The sequence below is a fragment of the Pantoea sp. CTOTU49201 genome (genome assembly GCF_032054795.1).
In the GTDB taxonomy this organism is placed as follows: Bacteria; Pseudomonadota; Gammaproteobacteria; order Enterobacterales; family Enterobacteriaceae; genus Pantoea; species Pantoea symbiotica.
On record NZ_DAMBSA010000073.1, the window covers coordinates 1 to 15,236 of the forward strand.

18 protein-coding genes and 1 other annotated feature are annotated in these 15,236 nt (G+C 53.1%); of the genes, 5 read left to right on the forward strand and 13 right to left on the reverse strand.

Features of this window, described 5'->3' with window-relative positions:
• Window positions 1–749 (forward strand): O-antigen ligase family protein (locus tag RTY00_RS07610; protein ID WP_312664001.1); only part of this gene is annotated, 749 nt, incomplete at its 5' end.
• Between the two features lie 16 nt (window positions 750–765).
• On the opposite strand, the gene RTY00_RS07615 is transcribed toward RTY00_RS07610, so the two are convergent.
• The 12 genes from RTY00_RS07615 to hisL all read right to left on the reverse strand — a co-directional run bounded on the left by RTY00_RS07615 (window position 766) and on the right by hisL (window position 10,241).
• Entirely contained in the window at window positions 766–1,251 is a 486-nt protein-coding gene (locus tag RTY00_RS07615; RefSeq protein ID WP_312664002.1) for a YbaK/prolyl-tRNA synthetase associated domain-containing protein, read from the reverse strand.
• A complete protein-coding gene (locus RTY00_RS07620) occupies window positions 1,241–1,573 on the reverse strand; it encodes a helix-turn-helix domain-containing protein (protein ID WP_312664003.1) in 333 nt (110 codons plus the stop codon). The genes RTY00_RS07615 and RTY00_RS07620 overlap by 11 nt, the downstream gene beginning before the upstream one ends.
• Window positions 1,570–2,886 (reverse strand): HipA domain-containing protein, encoded by a 1,317-nt coding sequence (locus tag RTY00_RS07625; RefSeq protein ID WP_312664004.1) that lies wholly within the window; start codon window positions 2,884–2,886, stop codon window positions 1,570–1,572. Before RTY00_RS07625 ends, RTY00_RS07620 begins: the two co-directional genes overlap by 4 nt.
• 118 nt (window positions 2,887–3,004) lie before the next feature.
• Complete coding sequence (hisIE, locus tag RTY00_RS07630) at window positions 3,005–3,616, reverse strand: bifunctional phosphoribosyl-AMP cyclohydrolase/phosphoribosyl-ATP diphosphatase HisIE (protein ID WP_277966234.1); 612 nt, start codon at window positions 3,614–3,616, stop codon at window positions 3,005–3,007.
• Entirely contained in the window at window positions 3,610–4,386 is a 777-nt protein-coding gene (hisF, locus tag RTY00_RS07635) for an imidazole glycerol phosphate synthase subunit HisF (RefSeq protein ID WP_007888882.1), read from the reverse strand. The genes hisIE and hisF overlap by 7 nt, the downstream gene beginning before the upstream one ends.
• Window positions 4,368–5,105, reverse strand: coding sequence for a 1-(5-phosphoribosyl)-5-[(5-phosphoribosylamino)methylideneamino]imidazole-4-carboxamide isomerase (gene hisA / locus RTY00_RS07640; RefSeq protein WP_154157706.1), 738 nt, complete (start codon window positions 5,103–5,105; stop codon window positions 4,368–4,370). The genes hisF and hisA overlap by 19 nt, the downstream gene beginning before the upstream one ends.
• Complete coding sequence (hisH, locus tag RTY00_RS07645; protein ID WP_312664005.1) at window positions 5,105–5,695, reverse strand: imidazole glycerol phosphate synthase subunit HisH; 591 nt, start codon at window positions 5,693–5,695, stop codon at window positions 5,105–5,107. Before hisH ends, hisA begins: the two co-directional genes overlap by 1 nt.
• A complete protein-coding gene (gene hisB / locus RTY00_RS07650) occupies window positions 5,695–6,762 on the reverse strand; it encodes a bifunctional histidinol-phosphatase/imidazoleglycerol-phosphate dehydratase HisB (RefSeq protein ID WP_154183612.1) in 1,068 nt (355 codons plus the stop codon). Before hisB ends, hisH begins: the two co-directional genes overlap by 1 nt.
• Window positions 6,759–7,835 carry a histidinol-phosphate transaminase gene (gene hisC / locus RTY00_RS07655; protein WP_312664006.1) on the reverse strand — a complete coding sequence of 359 codons (1,077 nt, stop codon included), beginning with the start codon at window positions 7,833–7,835 and terminating at the stop codon, window positions 6,759–6,761. The genes hisB and hisC overlap by 4 nt, the downstream gene beginning before the upstream one ends.
• On the reverse strand, window positions 7,832–9,139 hold the full coding sequence (hisD, locus tag RTY00_RS07660) for a histidinol dehydrogenase (protein WP_312664007.1): 1,308 nt from the start codon (window positions 9,137–9,139) through the stop codon (window positions 7,832–7,834). Before hisD ends, hisC begins: the two co-directional genes overlap by 4 nt.
• Before the next feature lie 4 nt (window positions 9,140–9,143).
• A complete protein-coding gene (hisG, locus tag RTY00_RS07665; protein WP_008104821.1) occupies window positions 9,144–10,043 on the reverse strand; it encodes an ATP phosphoribosyltransferase in 900 nt (299 codons plus the stop codon).
• 53 nt (window positions 10,044–10,096) lie between these two features.
• Window positions 10,097–10,218, reverse strand: a sequence feature (His leader region).
• Window positions 10,194–10,241: a his operon leader peptide gene (gene hisL, locus RTY00_RS07670; protein ID WP_100396937.1), complete on the reverse strand. Its 48-nt coding sequence runs from the start codon at window positions 10,239–10,241 to the stop codon at window positions 10,194–10,196. Its footprint overlaps the feature before it by 25 nt.
• A 176-nt stretch (window positions 10,242–10,417) precedes the next feature.
• On the opposite strand from hisL, the gene RTY00_RS07675 reads away from it, so the two are divergent.
• The 4 genes from RTY00_RS07675 to RTY00_RS07690 all read left to right on the forward strand — a co-directional run bounded on the left by RTY00_RS07675 (window position 10,418) and on the right by RTY00_RS07690 (window position 14,151).
• The gene (locus RTY00_RS07675) at window positions 10,418–11,245 is read left to right on the forward strand and encodes an SDR family oxidoreductase (RefSeq protein WP_312664008.1); all 828 of its coding nucleotides are present in this window, start codon (window positions 10,418–10,420) and stop codon (window positions 11,243–11,245) included.
• A 246-nt stretch (window positions 11,246–11,491) separates the two neighbouring features.
• Complete coding sequence (locus RTY00_RS07680; RefSeq protein ID WP_312664009.1) at window positions 11,492–11,881, forward strand: GtrA family protein; 390 nt, start codon at window positions 11,492–11,494, stop codon at window positions 11,879–11,881.
• Window positions 11,882–12,004: 123 nt separating this feature from the next.
• On the forward strand, window positions 12,005–12,838 hold the full coding sequence (locus tag RTY00_RS07685; RefSeq protein WP_312664010.1) for an NAD-dependent epimerase/dehydratase family protein: 834 nt from the start codon (window positions 12,005–12,007) through the stop codon (window positions 12,836–12,838).
• A complete protein-coding gene (locus RTY00_RS07690; protein ID WP_312664011.1) occupies window positions 12,835–14,151 on the forward strand; it encodes a hypothetical protein in 1,317 nt (438 codons plus the stop codon). Before RTY00_RS07685 ends, RTY00_RS07690 begins: the two co-directional genes overlap by 4 nt.
• Here the strand turns inward: RTY00_RS07690 and RTY00_RS07695 are convergent.
• On the reverse strand, window positions 14,148–15,236 hold a 1,089-nt coding region (locus RTY00_RS07695), incomplete at its 5' end, for an FAD-binding oxidoreductase (RefSeq protein ID WP_312664012.1). The two genes, RTY00_RS07690 and RTY00_RS07695, sit on opposite strands and share 4 nt — an antisense overlap.

Sequence of the window (15,236 nt, forward strand, 5' to 3'; positions counted from 1 at the left end):
ATGCTGCATCGAGTTCATCTTATATGGTGATCTTTCTTTACTGCACTTATCTTTGGCTGTCTGTAAAAGAAGCGAATCGAAAATGGATCATTGCAGATAGCTCCTTCGCACTTATCGTTTTAGCTTTAGTGGTGTTGTGCGGAACGCGTGTGTCGCTGCTGGCCTTTATGTTCATTACGCTTTGCCAAATTAGTCGCTTTTACGGTCTACTACAAATTTTACGTCCTAAGCGTAATCGTCTATTTGCGTTCATTATCGTTGTTATATTCGCGGGAATGACAAGCGAACGTTGGATGCAAGGCATCAGCGATATTGAAGATTACAATAGCAATAGTTCTACATCGGTTGGGGCGCGTGTTGCCATTTGGGATAGTGGCATTCACTTTTTGCCACAACATCTGGGTTTTACTTCACCCGATAACCGCACAGTAACAGCAAGAGAGTTTATTTCACGGGTGCATCCTGGTAATACCGAGGGATATACCAACGTAAAATATAACATGCATAACGAATTTTTGGAGGTTGCGACCCTGCAAGGTATTGTCGGGGTGGCTGCGCTCATCTTCTTTTATATCGCTGCGCTATTCATCTGGTTCAAACGCCATGCATTGATGGGGATTTCCATGCCGGTAGCAGCATTGTTCATTATGGGAATCACTGATTCCGTGCTAATCTACTCCCCGACTTCAATGCTGTTTTCTGTCGCTGTAGCCTTGTGTACCATTCGGCCAAAGCGTCACAAAGAATAATCCCGCAGGCGTGGCGCTAATTAGCAATAATGCGTGCCACGCTGGCATTCTCCGCGCAAATCAATTGATAATCCGCAACATTCAGTACCACCGATTGATCCAGCAATCCGGCGTTAAAGGCGATTTCGTCATAGCGTTCGAACAGCAACGGATCAACCACCAGCTGTAAATCAGAATGGAAGCTAAACGGCGGAATAGCACCGAACACGCATCCGGTCAGCGCATCGACTTCTGCCGGTGAGGCCAGTGAAGCTCGTCGACCACCAATCGCTGCCGCAACCTTGCTGAGATCCGCTTGCTGATCGGCAGGCAGCACTGCCAGCACATGCTGCTTGATGCCGTTGCCTTTCACATGGCACACCAACGCCTTCGCACCTTGCCCAACTTCAGTTCCGCGAATTGCCGCCACCGCTTCACACTTGCCGGTCGCTTCATGTTCCATCACGCGATAGCGCGCCTGATGTTGGTTGAGCAGCGCGAGCAGTTTTTCATTAGTGGTCATGGCTTTCCCCATGTTGGGTGAGTTGAGTAAGAAGTGCCTGCATCATATGCGTTTGACGTGGCAGCAAACCGAGTTTTAAACCTAATGGCTTAAACGCGCGATTTAGCATGGTTAACGTGACGCTCTCTTTGTCCCGCTCAATATCGGATAGCGTACGGCGGCTAATCCCTGCCAGCGTCGCATAGCGCTCCTGCGAGAAACCCAGCACCTTTTTGCGCAGTTGCATCAGCAACGTGCCCTGACTAAATTTATCTTCAAGAAACTGCTGCAGCAGCTCTAGTAGCAAGGCTTCGCGCTCAAAGGGCGACATGTTTTTTTTCATAAGTGCCATCCCGCTATGCGTTCATCCAGATAGTTAAAGCCGATGCCCGGCATCTCCAGTATTGATGGCGGTACTCCACGCGTTGCCAGCCTTGCTTTTAAACCTTTGAGCTTATTCGCTAGCCTGCTGAGTTCCTGAAGAAGAACATCTTCAGAGACCAGGTCATTAAGTTGCTGAGCAATGAGGTACCATTGATAATGGCCGCCTTCTTCATACGGCGATCCCCATTGCGTGGTACGTACCACGCCTTCAGGGTCGGCTTTCATCGGTGCAAAATCATAAACCGGCGCCAGCCACATGCCGTCTACTTTCTTCAAAATAGCGCTATTGCGGCCATGATTATCAGAATTACCAAAGGCGATATTCAGCATGTCGCGTTTCACCCACTCAATAACTAATTCAGCCTTTTGTTCTTTACTCAGTGGCAGCGTACGCACCAAACAACGTATCACCTCGAAATGGTTGAGATAGCTACCCGGTGCTTTTTGCATAATGGAGTAAATGGATTCAAGTCCATACAGCGCTTTTTTACCTTTGATAAACGCGATATCAAAACGCGGCAACCAAAGGGAAGGGTAGCGCTCGCCTTCGCACAGCAGCATCTGCTTTGTATCGATGGTCTCTACGCCAAGAGCAGATAGCTCGTGATAAAAATGGTATTCCGCTCGCAGAATGTCGCAATCAATTGGCGTGCGTGCGCCACGAGGATATTTGACCAGATAAGGTGTGTCTTGATTCAACTGATCATCTTGCCAGGTATCGATCCACACTTCGCTGTTGCTATTACGACGCAACAATAACTTTGGTGCTTCACCGCCTGCGCCCGTTGCACCACCGCTTGCCGCGCCCATTTGCTGCGCGTACTCAAGAAAGTCGGTATCACGTTCAATCGCCCATTCGGCAGGAAAACGGCGGCTTTTAAGTTGGCTGTCTGGCGGCAGTTGCGGCAGTGACTCTTTTATTCTCAGGTTGCCAACAGGCGCGATGGTTCCTGCCTTCAGTAGCGTGTAATCCTGCTCGCTAGCAGGTTTGCCTTGCAGACCTAACTGCGTAATCCAGTAACGTCTGCTGGCACCGGCGGGAATGATGTCATCAAGAAAACCAAACCAGGGTTTAGCAAAATGGCTGCCGATAAGCATTACCGGATAGTTGATGCTGCAGCTGGCAATATCGTTGCGGTCTAGATGATCAACGGCATAGTTGAAGTCGTATGCAAGCAGGGCTTCGCCGTCACGGCCTTTATTTGGCTCTTTAAAATCGAGCACTGCGGCATCATGCCAGCATCCATCTAGATAAATCTGTAGAGTAAGCATGGCAAACCTTAATTGAGCAATATATTGCTCAATACTAGTTTGTTTTGCCTTTTTTGAGAAGGATGCTGCTCAAATTTCGCTTCATCAGCCAATTTTGAGCAACATGTTGCACAATCAGTTATTTATGACGCGCACGCAGATTATTGATGATGGTGCTCAAATCCAGCTCCTGGTCCTGCAGCAGCACCATCAGGTGATACAGCAAATCAGACGCTTCATTGGTCAGCTCGTGACGATCATTAACCGTTGCAGCCAATGCGGTTTCCACGCCTTCTTCACCCACTTTCTGCGCGATGCGCTTGGTGCCGCTGGCGTAAAGCTTCGCGGTATACGAACTCTCAGGATCGGCGGTTTTGCGTGAAGCCAGCAACTGCTCGAGCTGATAAAGGAACGTCCAGTCTGGCGCGGCCGGCGAAAAGCAGCTTGAGGTGCCGAGATGGCAGGTTGGGCCAATCGGATTCGCCAGCACCAGCAAGGTATCATTGTCGCAATCAGGCGTAATGCTCGCCACTTGCAGGAAGTGGCCCGAGGTTTCGCCTTTGGTCCATAAACGGTTTTTAGTACGTGAGAAGAAGGTGACATTCCCCTCGCTGAGGGTTTTTTGCAGCGCTTCCTCGTTCATATAACCGTGCATCAGCACTTCGCCGGAAACGTTGTGCTGGACGATAACGGGCATCATGCCCGCGGTTTTGACCCAATCCAGCTTGGCCAGTTGTTCTGCAGTTAACACGCGCGAATCTCCACACCGTTGTCGATCAGGAAGTTTTTCAACTCGCCGATATTGATAATTTGTTTGTGAAACACCGAAGCCGCCAGCGCGCCATCGACATTCGCCTGCTCAAAGGCTTCGAGGAAGTGCGGCATGGTGCCCGCGCCGCCAGATGCGATCAGCGGCACTTTGCAGACGTCGCGCACTTTCTTCAGCTGCACCAGATCGTAGCCGTTACGCACGCCATCCTGGTTCATCATGTTGAGGACGATTTCGCCCGCGCCCAGCTTCTGCACTTCCTGCACCCAATCGAGGGTTTCCCACGTGGTCACTTTGGTGCGCGCTTCGTCGCCGGTGTATTGATTGACGTGATATTTGCCGCTCGCTTCGTCAAACCAGGTATCGATACCTACCACGATGCACTGCACGCCAAAGCGATCGGCCAGACGCGTAATCAGCGTCGGATCGGCTAATGCCGGCGAGTTGATGGAGATCTTGTCGGCACCGAACTGCAGAATGCGCGCTGCGTCTTCTTCGCTCTTGATGCCGCCCGCCACGCAGAAAGGAATGTCGATCACTTCGGCCACGCGCGACACCCAGCTTTTGTCCACGACACGGCCATCCGATGAGGCGGTGATATCGTAGAACACCAGCTCGTCCGCGCCTTCCTGCGCATAGCGCTGCGCCAGCGGCACGATGTCGCCGATGATTTCGTGGTTACGGAACTGAACGCCTTTTACCACTTGCCCATCACGCACATCGAGACAAGGAATTATCCGTTTTGCCAGCATGTAATCGCCTCCGCCACCGTGAATTTATCTTCCAGTAAAGCGCGGCCAACGATCACGCCCTGCGCGCCGCTGCCGCGTAACGCCGCGATGTCATCCAGCGAACCGATGCCGCCAGAAGACTGGAAAGCGATGTCCGGGAAGGCCGCAGACACTTCTTTATACAGCTCGACGTTGGAGCCGCTCAGCGTACCGTCGCGCGAAATATCGGTGCACAGCACATGTTTGAGGCCAACCGGCTGATACCAGCCAATCACCTCTTCCAGCGTTACGCCCGCCGCTTCCTGCCAGCCGCTGATCGCCACTTCTTTACGGTTGTTGGCATCAATGCGCACATCCAATGCCAGCACGATGGCGTCCGCGCCAAACTCGCTGAACCAGCTTTTGACTTCTTCCGGTTGCTTCACCGCGGTGGAACCGACCACCACGCGCGTTGCGCCGGCTGCCAGCAGCGCCGCCACGTCATCGCGATTGCGGATGCCGCCGCCAACCTGTACCGGCACGTTCACACCGCGCAATAAGGTGGTGAGCAGGGGAATCTGACGCTTGGCCGGATCTTTCGCGCCAGTCAAATCCACTAGGTGCAGCACTTCAGCGCCCTGGCGTTGGTAATCCTGTAAGCGCGGCAGCGGATCGCTACCGTAATCGCGCTGCTGGCCGTAATCGCCCTGATGCAGGCGCACCACTTTGCCGTCGATTAAATCTAATGCGGGGATAATCATCACATCTCCAGGAAATTTTTCAGCAACTGCGCGCCTGCTTTGCCCGAACGTTCCGGGTGGAACTGCACGCCGAAGAAGTTATCTTTCTGCAGGGCGGCAGTGAACGGATGACCGTAATCGCACTGCGCGATGGTGGCCGCATTCACCGGCATGGCGTAGCTGTGCACGAAGTAGAAGTAGCTGCCATCGGGAATGTCGCGGAACAGATGATGGCCCGCTTTAGCGGTGATCTGGTTCCAGCCCATGTGCGGCAGCGGTAAATCCTGCGTGTCCATCAGCGTCACTGGCTCATCAATCAGGCCCAGCGTGGTGACGCCGCCGTTCTCATCGCTCCCGCGACCGAGTAGCTGCATGCCAAGGCAAATGCCGAGCACCGGCTGAGTACAGGCCTTGATCAGGTCGATGAGATCGCGCTCCTGCAACTGGTTCATCGCCGCCTGCGCGGTGCCAACGCCGGGCAGCAGCAGCTTGTCAGCATGCAGCACCACATCCGGGTCGCGGCTCACCTGCGGCGTGTAGCCGAGGCGCTCAATCGCCCACTTCACCGACGATAGGTTGGCGCAGCCGGTATCGAGGATCACCACGTTCATCACAACACTCCTTTCGAGCTCGGCAAGGTGTTGCCTTCCACGCGAATCGCCTGGCGCAGCGTGCGGCCAAAGGCTTTGAACAGGCTTTCCACGCGATGGTGATCGTTGCGGCCTTTGGTTTTCAGGTGCAGCGTGCTCATCATGGCGTAGGAGAGCGAGCTGAAGAAGTGCTCGACCATCTCGGTGCTGAGATCGCCGACGCGCTGGTAGCTGAACTCGGCTTTGAATTCGATGTGCGGGCGGCCGGAGATATCCAGTGCGCAGCGTGCCAGGCACTCATCCATTGGCAGCACGAAGCCGAAGCGGCCGATGCCACGTTTGTCGCCCAGCGCTTTTAGCAGCGCTTCGCCGAGCGCCAGACCGGTATCTTCCACGGTGTGGTGATCGTCAATGTAGAGATCGCCTTTCACATCGATGTTCATGCGGAAGCCGCCGTGCACCGCAATCTGGTCCAGCATGTGATCAAAGAAGCCGACACCGGTGTTAATTTTACTGCCGCCTTCACGGTCCAGCCACACTTCGACTTTAATCTGCGTCTCTTTGGTGTTGCGTTGCACCAGCGCATAACGATCACGCTTGGTCAAACGCGCCTGAATCGCATCCCAATCTTCGCCTTCCGCGCCGTAACGTAGGCCCTGAATGCCCATGTTCTGCGCCAGCTGGATATCGGTGAGGCGGTCGCCAATCACGTAGCTGTTGGCGGTATCGAGCGCACCAGCGGCCAGCCAGGCTTCCACCATTTTGGTCTTTGGCTTGCGGCAATCGCAGTTATCTTCCGGCATATGTGGGCAGATCAGGATGTCGCTGAAATTCACGCCTTGTGAGCTGAGAATCTGCATCATCAGGTTGTGCGGGCCGTCGAAATCGGCCTGCGGGAAGCTCGCGGTGCCGAGGCCATCCTGATTGGTGATCATCACCAGCTGATAACCTGCTTCCTGCAACGCCAGCAGCGCCGGAATGGCGTTCTTTTCAAACGCCAGCTTCTCCATGCGATCCACCTGATAATCGGTAGGTGGCTCAGAGATGATGGTGCCGTCGCGGTCGATAAAAAGGATCTTCTGACTCATGCTTGCTCCACTGATAAGGCTTGCAGCGCGGCGATCAGGCGCTCGCACTCTTCACGGGTGCCGATGGAGATGCGCAGGCATCCCGCAAGGCCGGGGTTTTTATTTTGGTCGCGCAGAATAATGCCTTGATCCCACAGCGTTTTAAACACTTTTGGCGAATTAGTGAAGCGCACCAGAATGTAGTTGGTTTCGCTGGGGAAAACCTGTTGCACCACGCTAATCTGCGGCAACTGCTCAAACAGCCAGGCACGATTGGCGTTCAGCTCGGCAACGTGCTGACGCATCAGCGCAATGCCTTGCTCGCTCAGCGCTTGTCCGGCCACATCCGCCACTGGCGTGGCGAGCGGATAGGGCGCAATCACCTTCATCAGCAGATCGATCACCGGCTTGTTCGCCAGGGTAAAGCCGCAGCGCAAACCGGCCAGCGCAAAGGCTTTGGACAGCGTGCGCAGAATCACTAAGTGTGGATATTCCTGCAACCAGCCCGCCAGCGTCGCTTCCGGGCAGAACTCGATATAGGCTTCATCGGCCACCAGCAGCGCTTTACCGGCGGTCATTTCCAGCAATTTGCGAATATCATCCTGATTGATCAGGTTACCGGTTGGATTGTTCGGGCTGCACATATAGACGACTTTCACGCCGTCGAGCTGGTCGGCAATCGCCGGCAGGTTCAGCTGCCAGTCGTCGAGCGCGGCCACGGTGCGGTATTCGATGCCGATAGTTTCCGCGCTGACGCTGTACATGCCGTAGGTTGGCGGGCAGAACAGAATCGCATCTTTGCCCGGCTCGCAGAAGGCGCGCATCAGCAGTTCGATACCTTCATCCGCACCGCGACTGACCAGAACCTGCTCCGGCGTCAAACCGGCGTAAGCGGCGTAGCGCTCAATAACCCTCTTCGGTTGGCATTCCGGATAGCGGTTCAGCGTCTGCTGCGACAGCTCAAACGGCACCGGCAGCGGAAATTCGTTGGCGTTCAGCCACACATCACCGTTACCACCCAAACGACGCGCCGATTGATACGGCGTCAGCGCTCGCACGTTAGCGCGCGCTAACTCTTCAATACTCAGGCTCATGCTTGCTCCTTCAGCGCGGCAACACGCAGGGTAACGGCATTTTTGTGGGCTTCCAGCTGCTCGGCGGCGGCCAGCGTTTCAATCGTTGCGGCAAGATTGAGGAAGCCTTGCGGCGTCAGCTCTTGCACCGTCATACGTTTCTGGAAATCGGCCAGGCCAAGGCTGGAACAGGTAGCGGTGTAACCGTAGGTCGGCAGCACGTGGTTGGTGCCAGACGCGTAATCGCCCGCTGATTCCGGTGACCAGTCGCCAAGGAATACCGAACCGGCGCTGGTGATGCTTTCTACCAGATCGCGCGGTTGGCGCGTCTGAATGATCAGGTGCTCCGGGCCGTACAGGTTGGAGATCTCGATGCACTGATCCAAATCGCGCAGAACAATCAGGCGGCTGCTCTCTAACGCCTGACGCGCGGTAGCGGCACGCGGCAGCTGCGCCAGTTGCTCTTCAACCGCTTGCGCCACGCCTTCGGCTAGTTGCAGCGACGGCGTCAGCAGAATCACCTGTGAATCCGGACCGTGTTCCGCCTGCGACAGCAGATCCGAAGCGACAAAAGCGGGCGTAGCGCCTTCATCGGCAATCACCAACACTTCGGATGGACCGGCCGGCATATCGATCGCCGCACCATCTAAACGCTGACTCACCTGACGTTTGGCTTCGGTCACATACGCGTTACCAGGGCCAAAAATCTTGTCCACTTTCGGCACGGTTTCGGTGCCGAAGGCGAGGGCGGCGATGGCTTGTGAACCGCCAACCTGAAACACCTCTTTAACGCCGCACAGTTGTGCTGCATAAAGAATTTCATCGGCAATCGGCGGTGGTGAGCACAACACCACGCGGCCGCAACCGGCGATGCGCGCTGGTGTCGCCAGCATCAATACGGTTGAGAACAGCGGGGCAGAACCGCCCGGAATGTACAAACCCACCGATTTAACCGGACGGGTAATTTGCTGGCAGCGCACGCCGGGCTGAGTTTCCACATCCACTTCCGCCAGAATCTGCGCGTTGTGGAAGGTCTCGATATTGCCCACAGCCACCGCCATTGCCTGCTTCAGCGTGTCGCTCAGACGATCGCTGGCCGCTTGCATCTCTTCGGCGGTGACGCGCAGGTTATCCACCTGCGCTTTGTCGAAGCGCGCGCTAAATTCACGCAGCGCCGCATCACCACTCTCTTTAACTTGTACCAACACGTCGCGCACGATCTGGCTGATACTTTCTGAAGCCGAAATCGCCGGACGCATCAGCAGCGCTTGCTGCTGCTCTGCGCTGCATTGCTGCCAATCAATGGGTGTCATCAGAGTGCTCATCGTATTACTCCAACATTTTTTCGATTGGCAGTACGAGGATCGAGCTGGCACCCAGCGACTTCAGCTTTTCCATGGTTTCCCAGAACAGCGTTTCGCTGCTCACCATGTGCATCGCTACGCGGCTGACATCACCGGCCAGTGGCAACACGGTTGGACGCTCAGCGCCCGGCAGCAGCGCAATCACTTCATCCAGGCGCTCGCTTGGCGCGTGCAGCATGATGTACTTGGATTCACGCGCTTTAATCACGCCCTGAATACGCGTCATCATTTTGTCGACCAGCTCTTGCTTGGCGGCCGGCAGTTCGCCATCGCGCTGAATAAGCACCGCTTTAGAACGGTAAATCACTTCTACTTCGCGCAGGCCGTTAGCTTCCAGCGTGGCGCCGGTTGAAACCAGATCACAAATCGCATCGGCCAGGCCAGCGCGAGGTGCGACTTCAACAGAACCGTTCAGCAGGCAGGATTTGAAAGCGACGCCTTGTTTATCGAGGTATTTCTTCAGCAGGTGTGGATAAGAGGTGGCGATGCGGGCGTTATTCAGGCATTGCGGGCCGGTGTACTCTTCATCAACCGGCATCGCCAGCGACAGGCGACAACCGCCGAAATCCAGACGACGCAGCGTGAAGTAACGCGGATCTTCGCCCTGAGCACGACGATTCAGCAGCTCCTCTTCCAGCACGTTTTCACCAACGATACCGAGATCGACGACGCCATCCATGACCAGGCCAGGAATATCGTCATCGCGCACGCGCAGGATGTCGATCGGCATGTTCTCCGCAAACGCAATCAGACGCTGCTGCTGAAGGTTGATTTTGATACCGCAGCGTGCCAGCAGTTCGCGTGATTCATCGCTTAAACGGCCAGATTTCTGCATAGCTATGCGAATACGGGTGTTATCTAACATGGTTCCTATCCTCTTATTCAATCCTGTCTGAACTTGTCGGGTTGCGTTCGCCCATAAAAAAACCCCCGGAAGATGATCTTCCGGGGGCTCTCTTTGCGTTCGCACCACTGGAAGATCCTAATCGTCTCCCAGCACACATCGCCTGAAAGACTAGTCAGGATGATGGTGATGATGGTGGTTGAACTGAACGCGTGTCATAGTAAATTCCGTTGCTGAATGAGTATTCATTTGCGTGCTGAATAACCTAACGAAGATGATGACAATTGGCAACCCTTTTTTAACCGTCAATTTCCGGAATCTCCCGAAACAGTTTGCACTGGTTTGGCACATCTAGCCGCACTAAGATGAAGTGTGAGCCCATAGCAGGAGTCGATATGAAAAAGGTCGCGATTGTAGGTCTGGGATGGCTGGGTATGCCGCTGGCGATGGCGCTGACGGCACGCGGCTGGCAGGTCACCGGCAGTAAAACCTCGCCAGATGGCGTGGATGCCGCACGCCGCTGTGGCATCGAAGCCTTCCAGCTGGTGCTGACGCCCGAGCTGGAGTGTGAAGCCGAAGAGTTAGATGCACTGATGGCGGTGGATGCGCTGGTGGTGACCTTGCCCGCCAGCCGCACGGTAAAAGGTGGTGAAGATTACATGCAGGCGGTGCAGAACGTGGTGGATACCGCGCTGGCGAAAAAAGTGCCGCGTATTATTTTCACCAGCTCAACGTCAGTGTACGGCAGCGGTGAGGGCGTAATGAAAGAGAGCAGTCCGCTGCAGCCGGAAACCGTCGCCGGCAAAACGCTGGTGGAACTGGAGAACTGGCTGCACGATCTGCCCGGCACCAGCGTGGATATTGTGCGCCTTGCGGGATTAGTGGGGCCGAATCGTCATCCGGGTCGTTTCCTCGCGGGGAAAACCGGGTTGGAAAACGGCGGTCATGCGGTCAATCTGGTGCATCTCGATGATGTGGTTGATGCGATTGTGCTGTTGCTGCAAACTCCGAAAGGTGGGCATGTTTACAATTTGTGTGCATCGAAACACCCGTCGCGGGATAGTTTCTATCCCAGCGTATCGAAGCAGCTGGGGCTGGAACCGCCGACGTTTGTGGCAGAGCCGGAGCGTTCTAACGGCAAGGTGATTGATGGCTCGAAGATCGCTAATGAGCTGGGATTTGAGTACACCTATGATGACCCGATGAAAATGCCGCTGGGTTAATGAGAGAGCCTGAACTGATTGGTGCAATAATTAACGTAAAGTTAACTATTGCAACAAAATAAAGGATAGGATTATTGTTTAATAAAAGATTAAACAGAGTGACTGGATGGATTATAATTATATACAATGCAGAGAGTGTTGTAATAACATTGTCACTATAGCTATCTCATGTGCTCATGAGGTTTTAATGGTTGTACGAACAGTTAAAAGGTGTTCGTATTTCAATTTCCAAAATAAAGAATCATCATGAAGTTATTTAAAAAGTTGTTTTTTTTCGGTATTGCAGGTGTGCTAGGTTTTTTAGTTGATGCAGCGACATTATATCTAATAAAATCTTTTGCAGGGATCTATTTAGGTCGATTATTCTCTTTTTCAACGGCGGTAGTGGTTACATGGATATTTAATCGCAATATTACTTTCAAGGAAAGTAATATTGATATGGGGATGCTAGCGGAGTTCGTAAAGTATTTTTCGTTAATGATTGTTGGAGGAGTGATTAATCTAGGAGTGTATTACCTTTTGATTTCCTCGTCTCAATGGTTGCAGAAACTCCCCATTTTAGCTGTTGCTGCTGGTTGCCTAGCTGGCATGGTTGCAAATTTTTTAACAAGTCGTTTTTTGCTCTACAAAAAATAATATAAAATACACTCTGAGTCATTGAAAGTACTTCGAGGTATTAAACTCACACTCTGCGCCTCGACTACTACACATGGGGGATCATTTACTCCATGAAGATAAATAAGATGGAATAATATAATTATGAGATTTGTCGTAACAGGTGGTCGCGGTTTCATTGGTCGTTGTGTTGTTGAACATTTGGTCAAAACTGGCTCTGAAGTCATCGTTCCCTCTTCAAATGAATGGCGATTAGGACAGCCGTTGCCTGCTAACTGCGACCAAGCGGATGGAGTTATCCATCTTGCTTGCAGCGTATTGAAAGCCACCACGGATCGAGACGCTATGGCATACCTCGATTACAGCGGTACGGCGCTTCTCCTGGAACAACACCGCATCCTCAAAAAAGAGGGTAAACGTGGTCGTTTCATCTTTATTTCAAGCCAGTCCGCGGGTCCAGCAGCAGTAAACGATTACGGTCGCAGTAAATGGGCAATCGAGGCGCAGCTTAACCAGGATGATGAGATTATCGTGCGACCCGGTCTCGTATATTCGGAGGACGGCGGCAGTGTTTACGGAACGCTGGAAAAGCTATCACGTATGCCTGTTGTTCCTACACCGAGTACTTCGCCAAATATTCAACCCATTGATGTAAATGATTTGGCCGAAGCACTTTATCGGATCGCGCAACATCCTGCTGCAGAACGACTATATTATCTGGGACAAAAAGAACCACTGACATTCAGGCAAATGGTAAGTGCAATTGCCGCTCGTTCCGAACGTCGAACACCGCTTTGCGTGCCAGTGCCAACAAGCATCGTTCGTCTGGCAGGAAAAAGCGCAGATTTTATGTTAAGACCTTCATCTTCTTTATTGGAACGAATTGATGGCCTGATTGCGCTGCGAGCAATGGAGACCGAAGCGTCTCTTAATAATCTTGAGTTAGTGTTGCGTGATTTTACAAGGAAAGCGAAATGACAACGAGTTTCGATTCGATCATTATCGGAGCAGGGCCATGCGCTCTTGCAACATTAACAGCACTGCCAGCCGGCCAGTCGGTCGCCATTATTACTGGTTCTGAACCCTCCTTTTTATCATCGGGTGACGTACATCCCAAAATACGCGTTGAGTCGTTAGAAAGTGGCCACCCACCCGGCGTAGCCGGTCGTGTTCAGCCATCAAATTCAAAAAATAAGGCTCTATATGCAACGGCTATAACTGGAGGGCTTGCCAATTATTGGGGACAACAGCTTATCCACAATGAAGCAAACGATCCCTATGATACTGATCTTTTCAAGACTTATTCCGAGTATCTCGACGAATGTTCTTCCATCGCAAATATGTTCTCCGTCACAGGTGGAACCTCATACCATGACCAGAGCCATTTGCCAGATGGATTCATCCTACGCGAGCCACGACTGATGAGTGGAACGATTACCGATCCTACAACAGGTCTGAGCACTATGCAGACAACAATTGGAGAGGCAATAAAAAACCACGCATGTTTCCACGGTCGCGCTATCCGAATTAGCCGTGCAGATACCCAGTTGTGGGCTGTACAACTTTCGGATGGTTCTATAGTAACAGGCAGAAAAATCTGGTTAGCTGCGGGCGTGATTGGTACCGCGCAACTTATCTTAAACTCGGTCAATGGCCTGCGTGGCGCATCGTTCAAAGATCATGCTCCCTATATGGCCTACGCTTCGGGTCTAAAATACTTGTTACGCGGAAGATCGAGTCAACATTTCAACGCTTATACGCTGGAACGGATTGAAGAGAACCGATGCGAAGTATTTGCATCAGTTTATGACATGAGCAGTGCGGAATTGAATCTGGTTTTAGGTTCTGCAGCCGGTTTAGTTTTTCCATTTCTACGTGGTGTCCGCTCTCCATCTTTAGCTTCGATGTTGCAGCCGGTGCAAATTTGGACCACAAACAGTTTCAGCAAGGTAAATCTGGATGCGACAGGCACTCATTACTCAAGTCATAACGATGATACTGCAATAGACGACGGTATGAAGAAAGCTACTGCAGCCGTTGCCTCTCTTGGTGGTAAAATTTGGCATCATAGTCGTACGCCTGCAGGCTTGGGTTTTCATTACCACGATCTTCAAATGACACAAGATAATGGACAGATGACCTCGATCAATAATCTGTTGCAGCAATGGTCGAATGGTGAAGTTATATGTACCGACGCATCGATTCTGCCGAAGATCGGTTTGAGGCCTCATACACTGACCGCCATGGCAACGGCCAGAGGTATAGTTAGACAACATTGCTCAGTTAGCTAAACCCCAAACCGATCCCTTAACGCATACCAAGCCGCTCCCATTGCCGTGAGCGGCACCTTAAACCGTCTCCCGCCCGGAAATGGCAGATGCGGCAATTTCGCAAAAGCATCAAATCTCTCCGCATGCCCACGCAACACTTCTGCAATTAATTTCCCCGAAAGATGGGTGCAGGTCACACCATGCCCGCTGTCGCCTTGCATAAAGAACGCATTCTTTTCCACCTGGCCAAACTGCGGCATGCGCGACAGCGTAAGCAGGAAATTGCCGCTCCAGCGATGGCTAATTTTGATATCCCGCAACTGCGGAAAGGTGCGCAGCAGCTTGGGGCGAATCAGCGCTTCGATATCATCCGGCTCGCGTGCGCCGTACACCACGCCGCCGCCGTAGAGCAGGCGGTTATCGGCGGTGAGGCGGAAGTAATCCAGCAGATAGTTACAATCTTCAATGCAGTAATTGTTCGGCAGCAAACCCAGCGCCTGATCGCGCGTTAAGGGTTCGGTGGTGACGATCTGCGAACCGCACGGCATGCTTTTGCGCATTAGGCGCGGTTCAAGCTGCGACGGCAGATAGGCGTTGCCGGCAAAAATCACGAAAATGGCGCTAACTTCGCCTTTGGCGGTCTTTATCCGATGCGGTGCGCCATATTTCACTTCAATCGCCGCCGACTGCTCATAAATACGCCCGCCGTGACGGCGAATCGCTTCTGCTTCACCCAGCGCCAGATTAAGCGGATGCAAATGGCCGCCGCGTTTATCGAGTAAGCCACCGACATAGCGATCGGTCGCCACTTCGCGACGAATGCCACGTTCGTCGAGCAATTCTAAATCGTGATTGCCATAACGCGCCCAAAGCGCTTTTTGGTTGCGCAGATGGCCCATTTGCCGCTGATTCAGCGCGGCGAAAATGCCGCCGGGACGATAGTCGCAGGCGATGGCATATCGGTCGATGCGGTCGCGAATGATCTCCGCGCCTTCAAACATCATGCTGCCGAGCATTTGTGCGGTTTGTTTGCCGTAGCGCTGCTCAATCACATCCACGTCGCGGCTGTAGGAGTTGACGACCTGGCCGCCATTGCGGCCGCTGGC

What these genes read in the sequence shown, in the direction of transcription:
- RTY00_RS07615 (WP_312664002.1), bottom strand. Translation starts at nt 1,251, where the DNA reads ATGACCACTAATGAAAAACTGCTCGCGCTGCTCAACCAACATCAGGCG.
- RTY00_RS07620 (WP_312664003.1), bottom strand. Translation starts at nt 1,573, where the DNA reads ATGAAAAAAAACATGTCGCCCTTTGAGCGCGAAGCCTTGCTACTAGAG.
- RTY00_RS07625 (WP_312664004.1), bottom strand. Translation starts at nt 2,886, where the DNA reads ATGCTTACTCTACAGATTTATCTAGATGGATGCTGGCATGATGCCGCA.
- hisF (WP_007888882.1), bottom strand. Translation starts at nt 4,386, where the DNA reads ATGCTGGCAAAACGGATAATTCCTTGTCTCGATGTGCGTGATGGGCAA.
- hisA (WP_154157706.1), bottom strand. Translation starts at nt 5,105, where the DNA reads ATGATTATCCCCGCATTAGATTTAATCGACGGCAAAGTGGTGCGCCTG.
- hisH (WP_312664005.1), bottom strand. Translation starts at nt 5,695, where the DNA reads ATGAACGTGGTGATCCTCGATACCGGCTGCGCCAACCTATCGTCGGTG.
- hisB (WP_154183612.1), bottom strand. Translation starts at nt 6,762, where the DNA reads ATGAGTCAGAAGATCCTTTTTATCGACCGCGACGGCACCATCATCTCT.
- hisC (WP_312664006.1), bottom strand. Translation starts at nt 7,835, where the DNA reads ATGAGCCTGAGTATTGAAGAGTTAGCGCGCGCTAACGTGCGAGCGCTG.
- hisD (WP_312664007.1), bottom strand. Translation starts at nt 9,139, where the DNA reads ATGAGCACTCTGATGACACCCATTGATTGGCAGCAATGCAGCGCAGAG.
- hisG (WP_008104821.1), bottom strand. Translation starts at nt 10,043, where the DNA reads ATGTTAGATAACACCCGTATTCGCATAGCTATGCAGAAATCTGGCCGT.
- RTY00_RS07675 (WP_312664008.1), top strand. Translation starts at nt 10,418, where the DNA reads ATGAAAAAGGTCGCGATTGTAGGTCTGGGATGGCTGGGTATGCCGCTG.
- RTY00_RS07680 (WP_312664009.1), top strand. Translation starts at nt 11,492, where the DNA reads ATGAAGTTATTTAAAAAGTTGTTTTTTTTCGGTATTGCAGGTGTGCTA.
- RTY00_RS07685 (WP_312664010.1), top strand. Translation starts at nt 12,005, where the DNA reads ATGAGATTTGTCGTAACAGGTGGTCGCGGTTTCATTGGTCGTTGTGTT.
- RTY00_RS07690 (WP_312664011.1), top strand. Translation starts at nt 12,835, where the DNA reads ATGACAACGAGTTTCGATTCGATCATTATCGGAGCAGGGCCATGCGCT.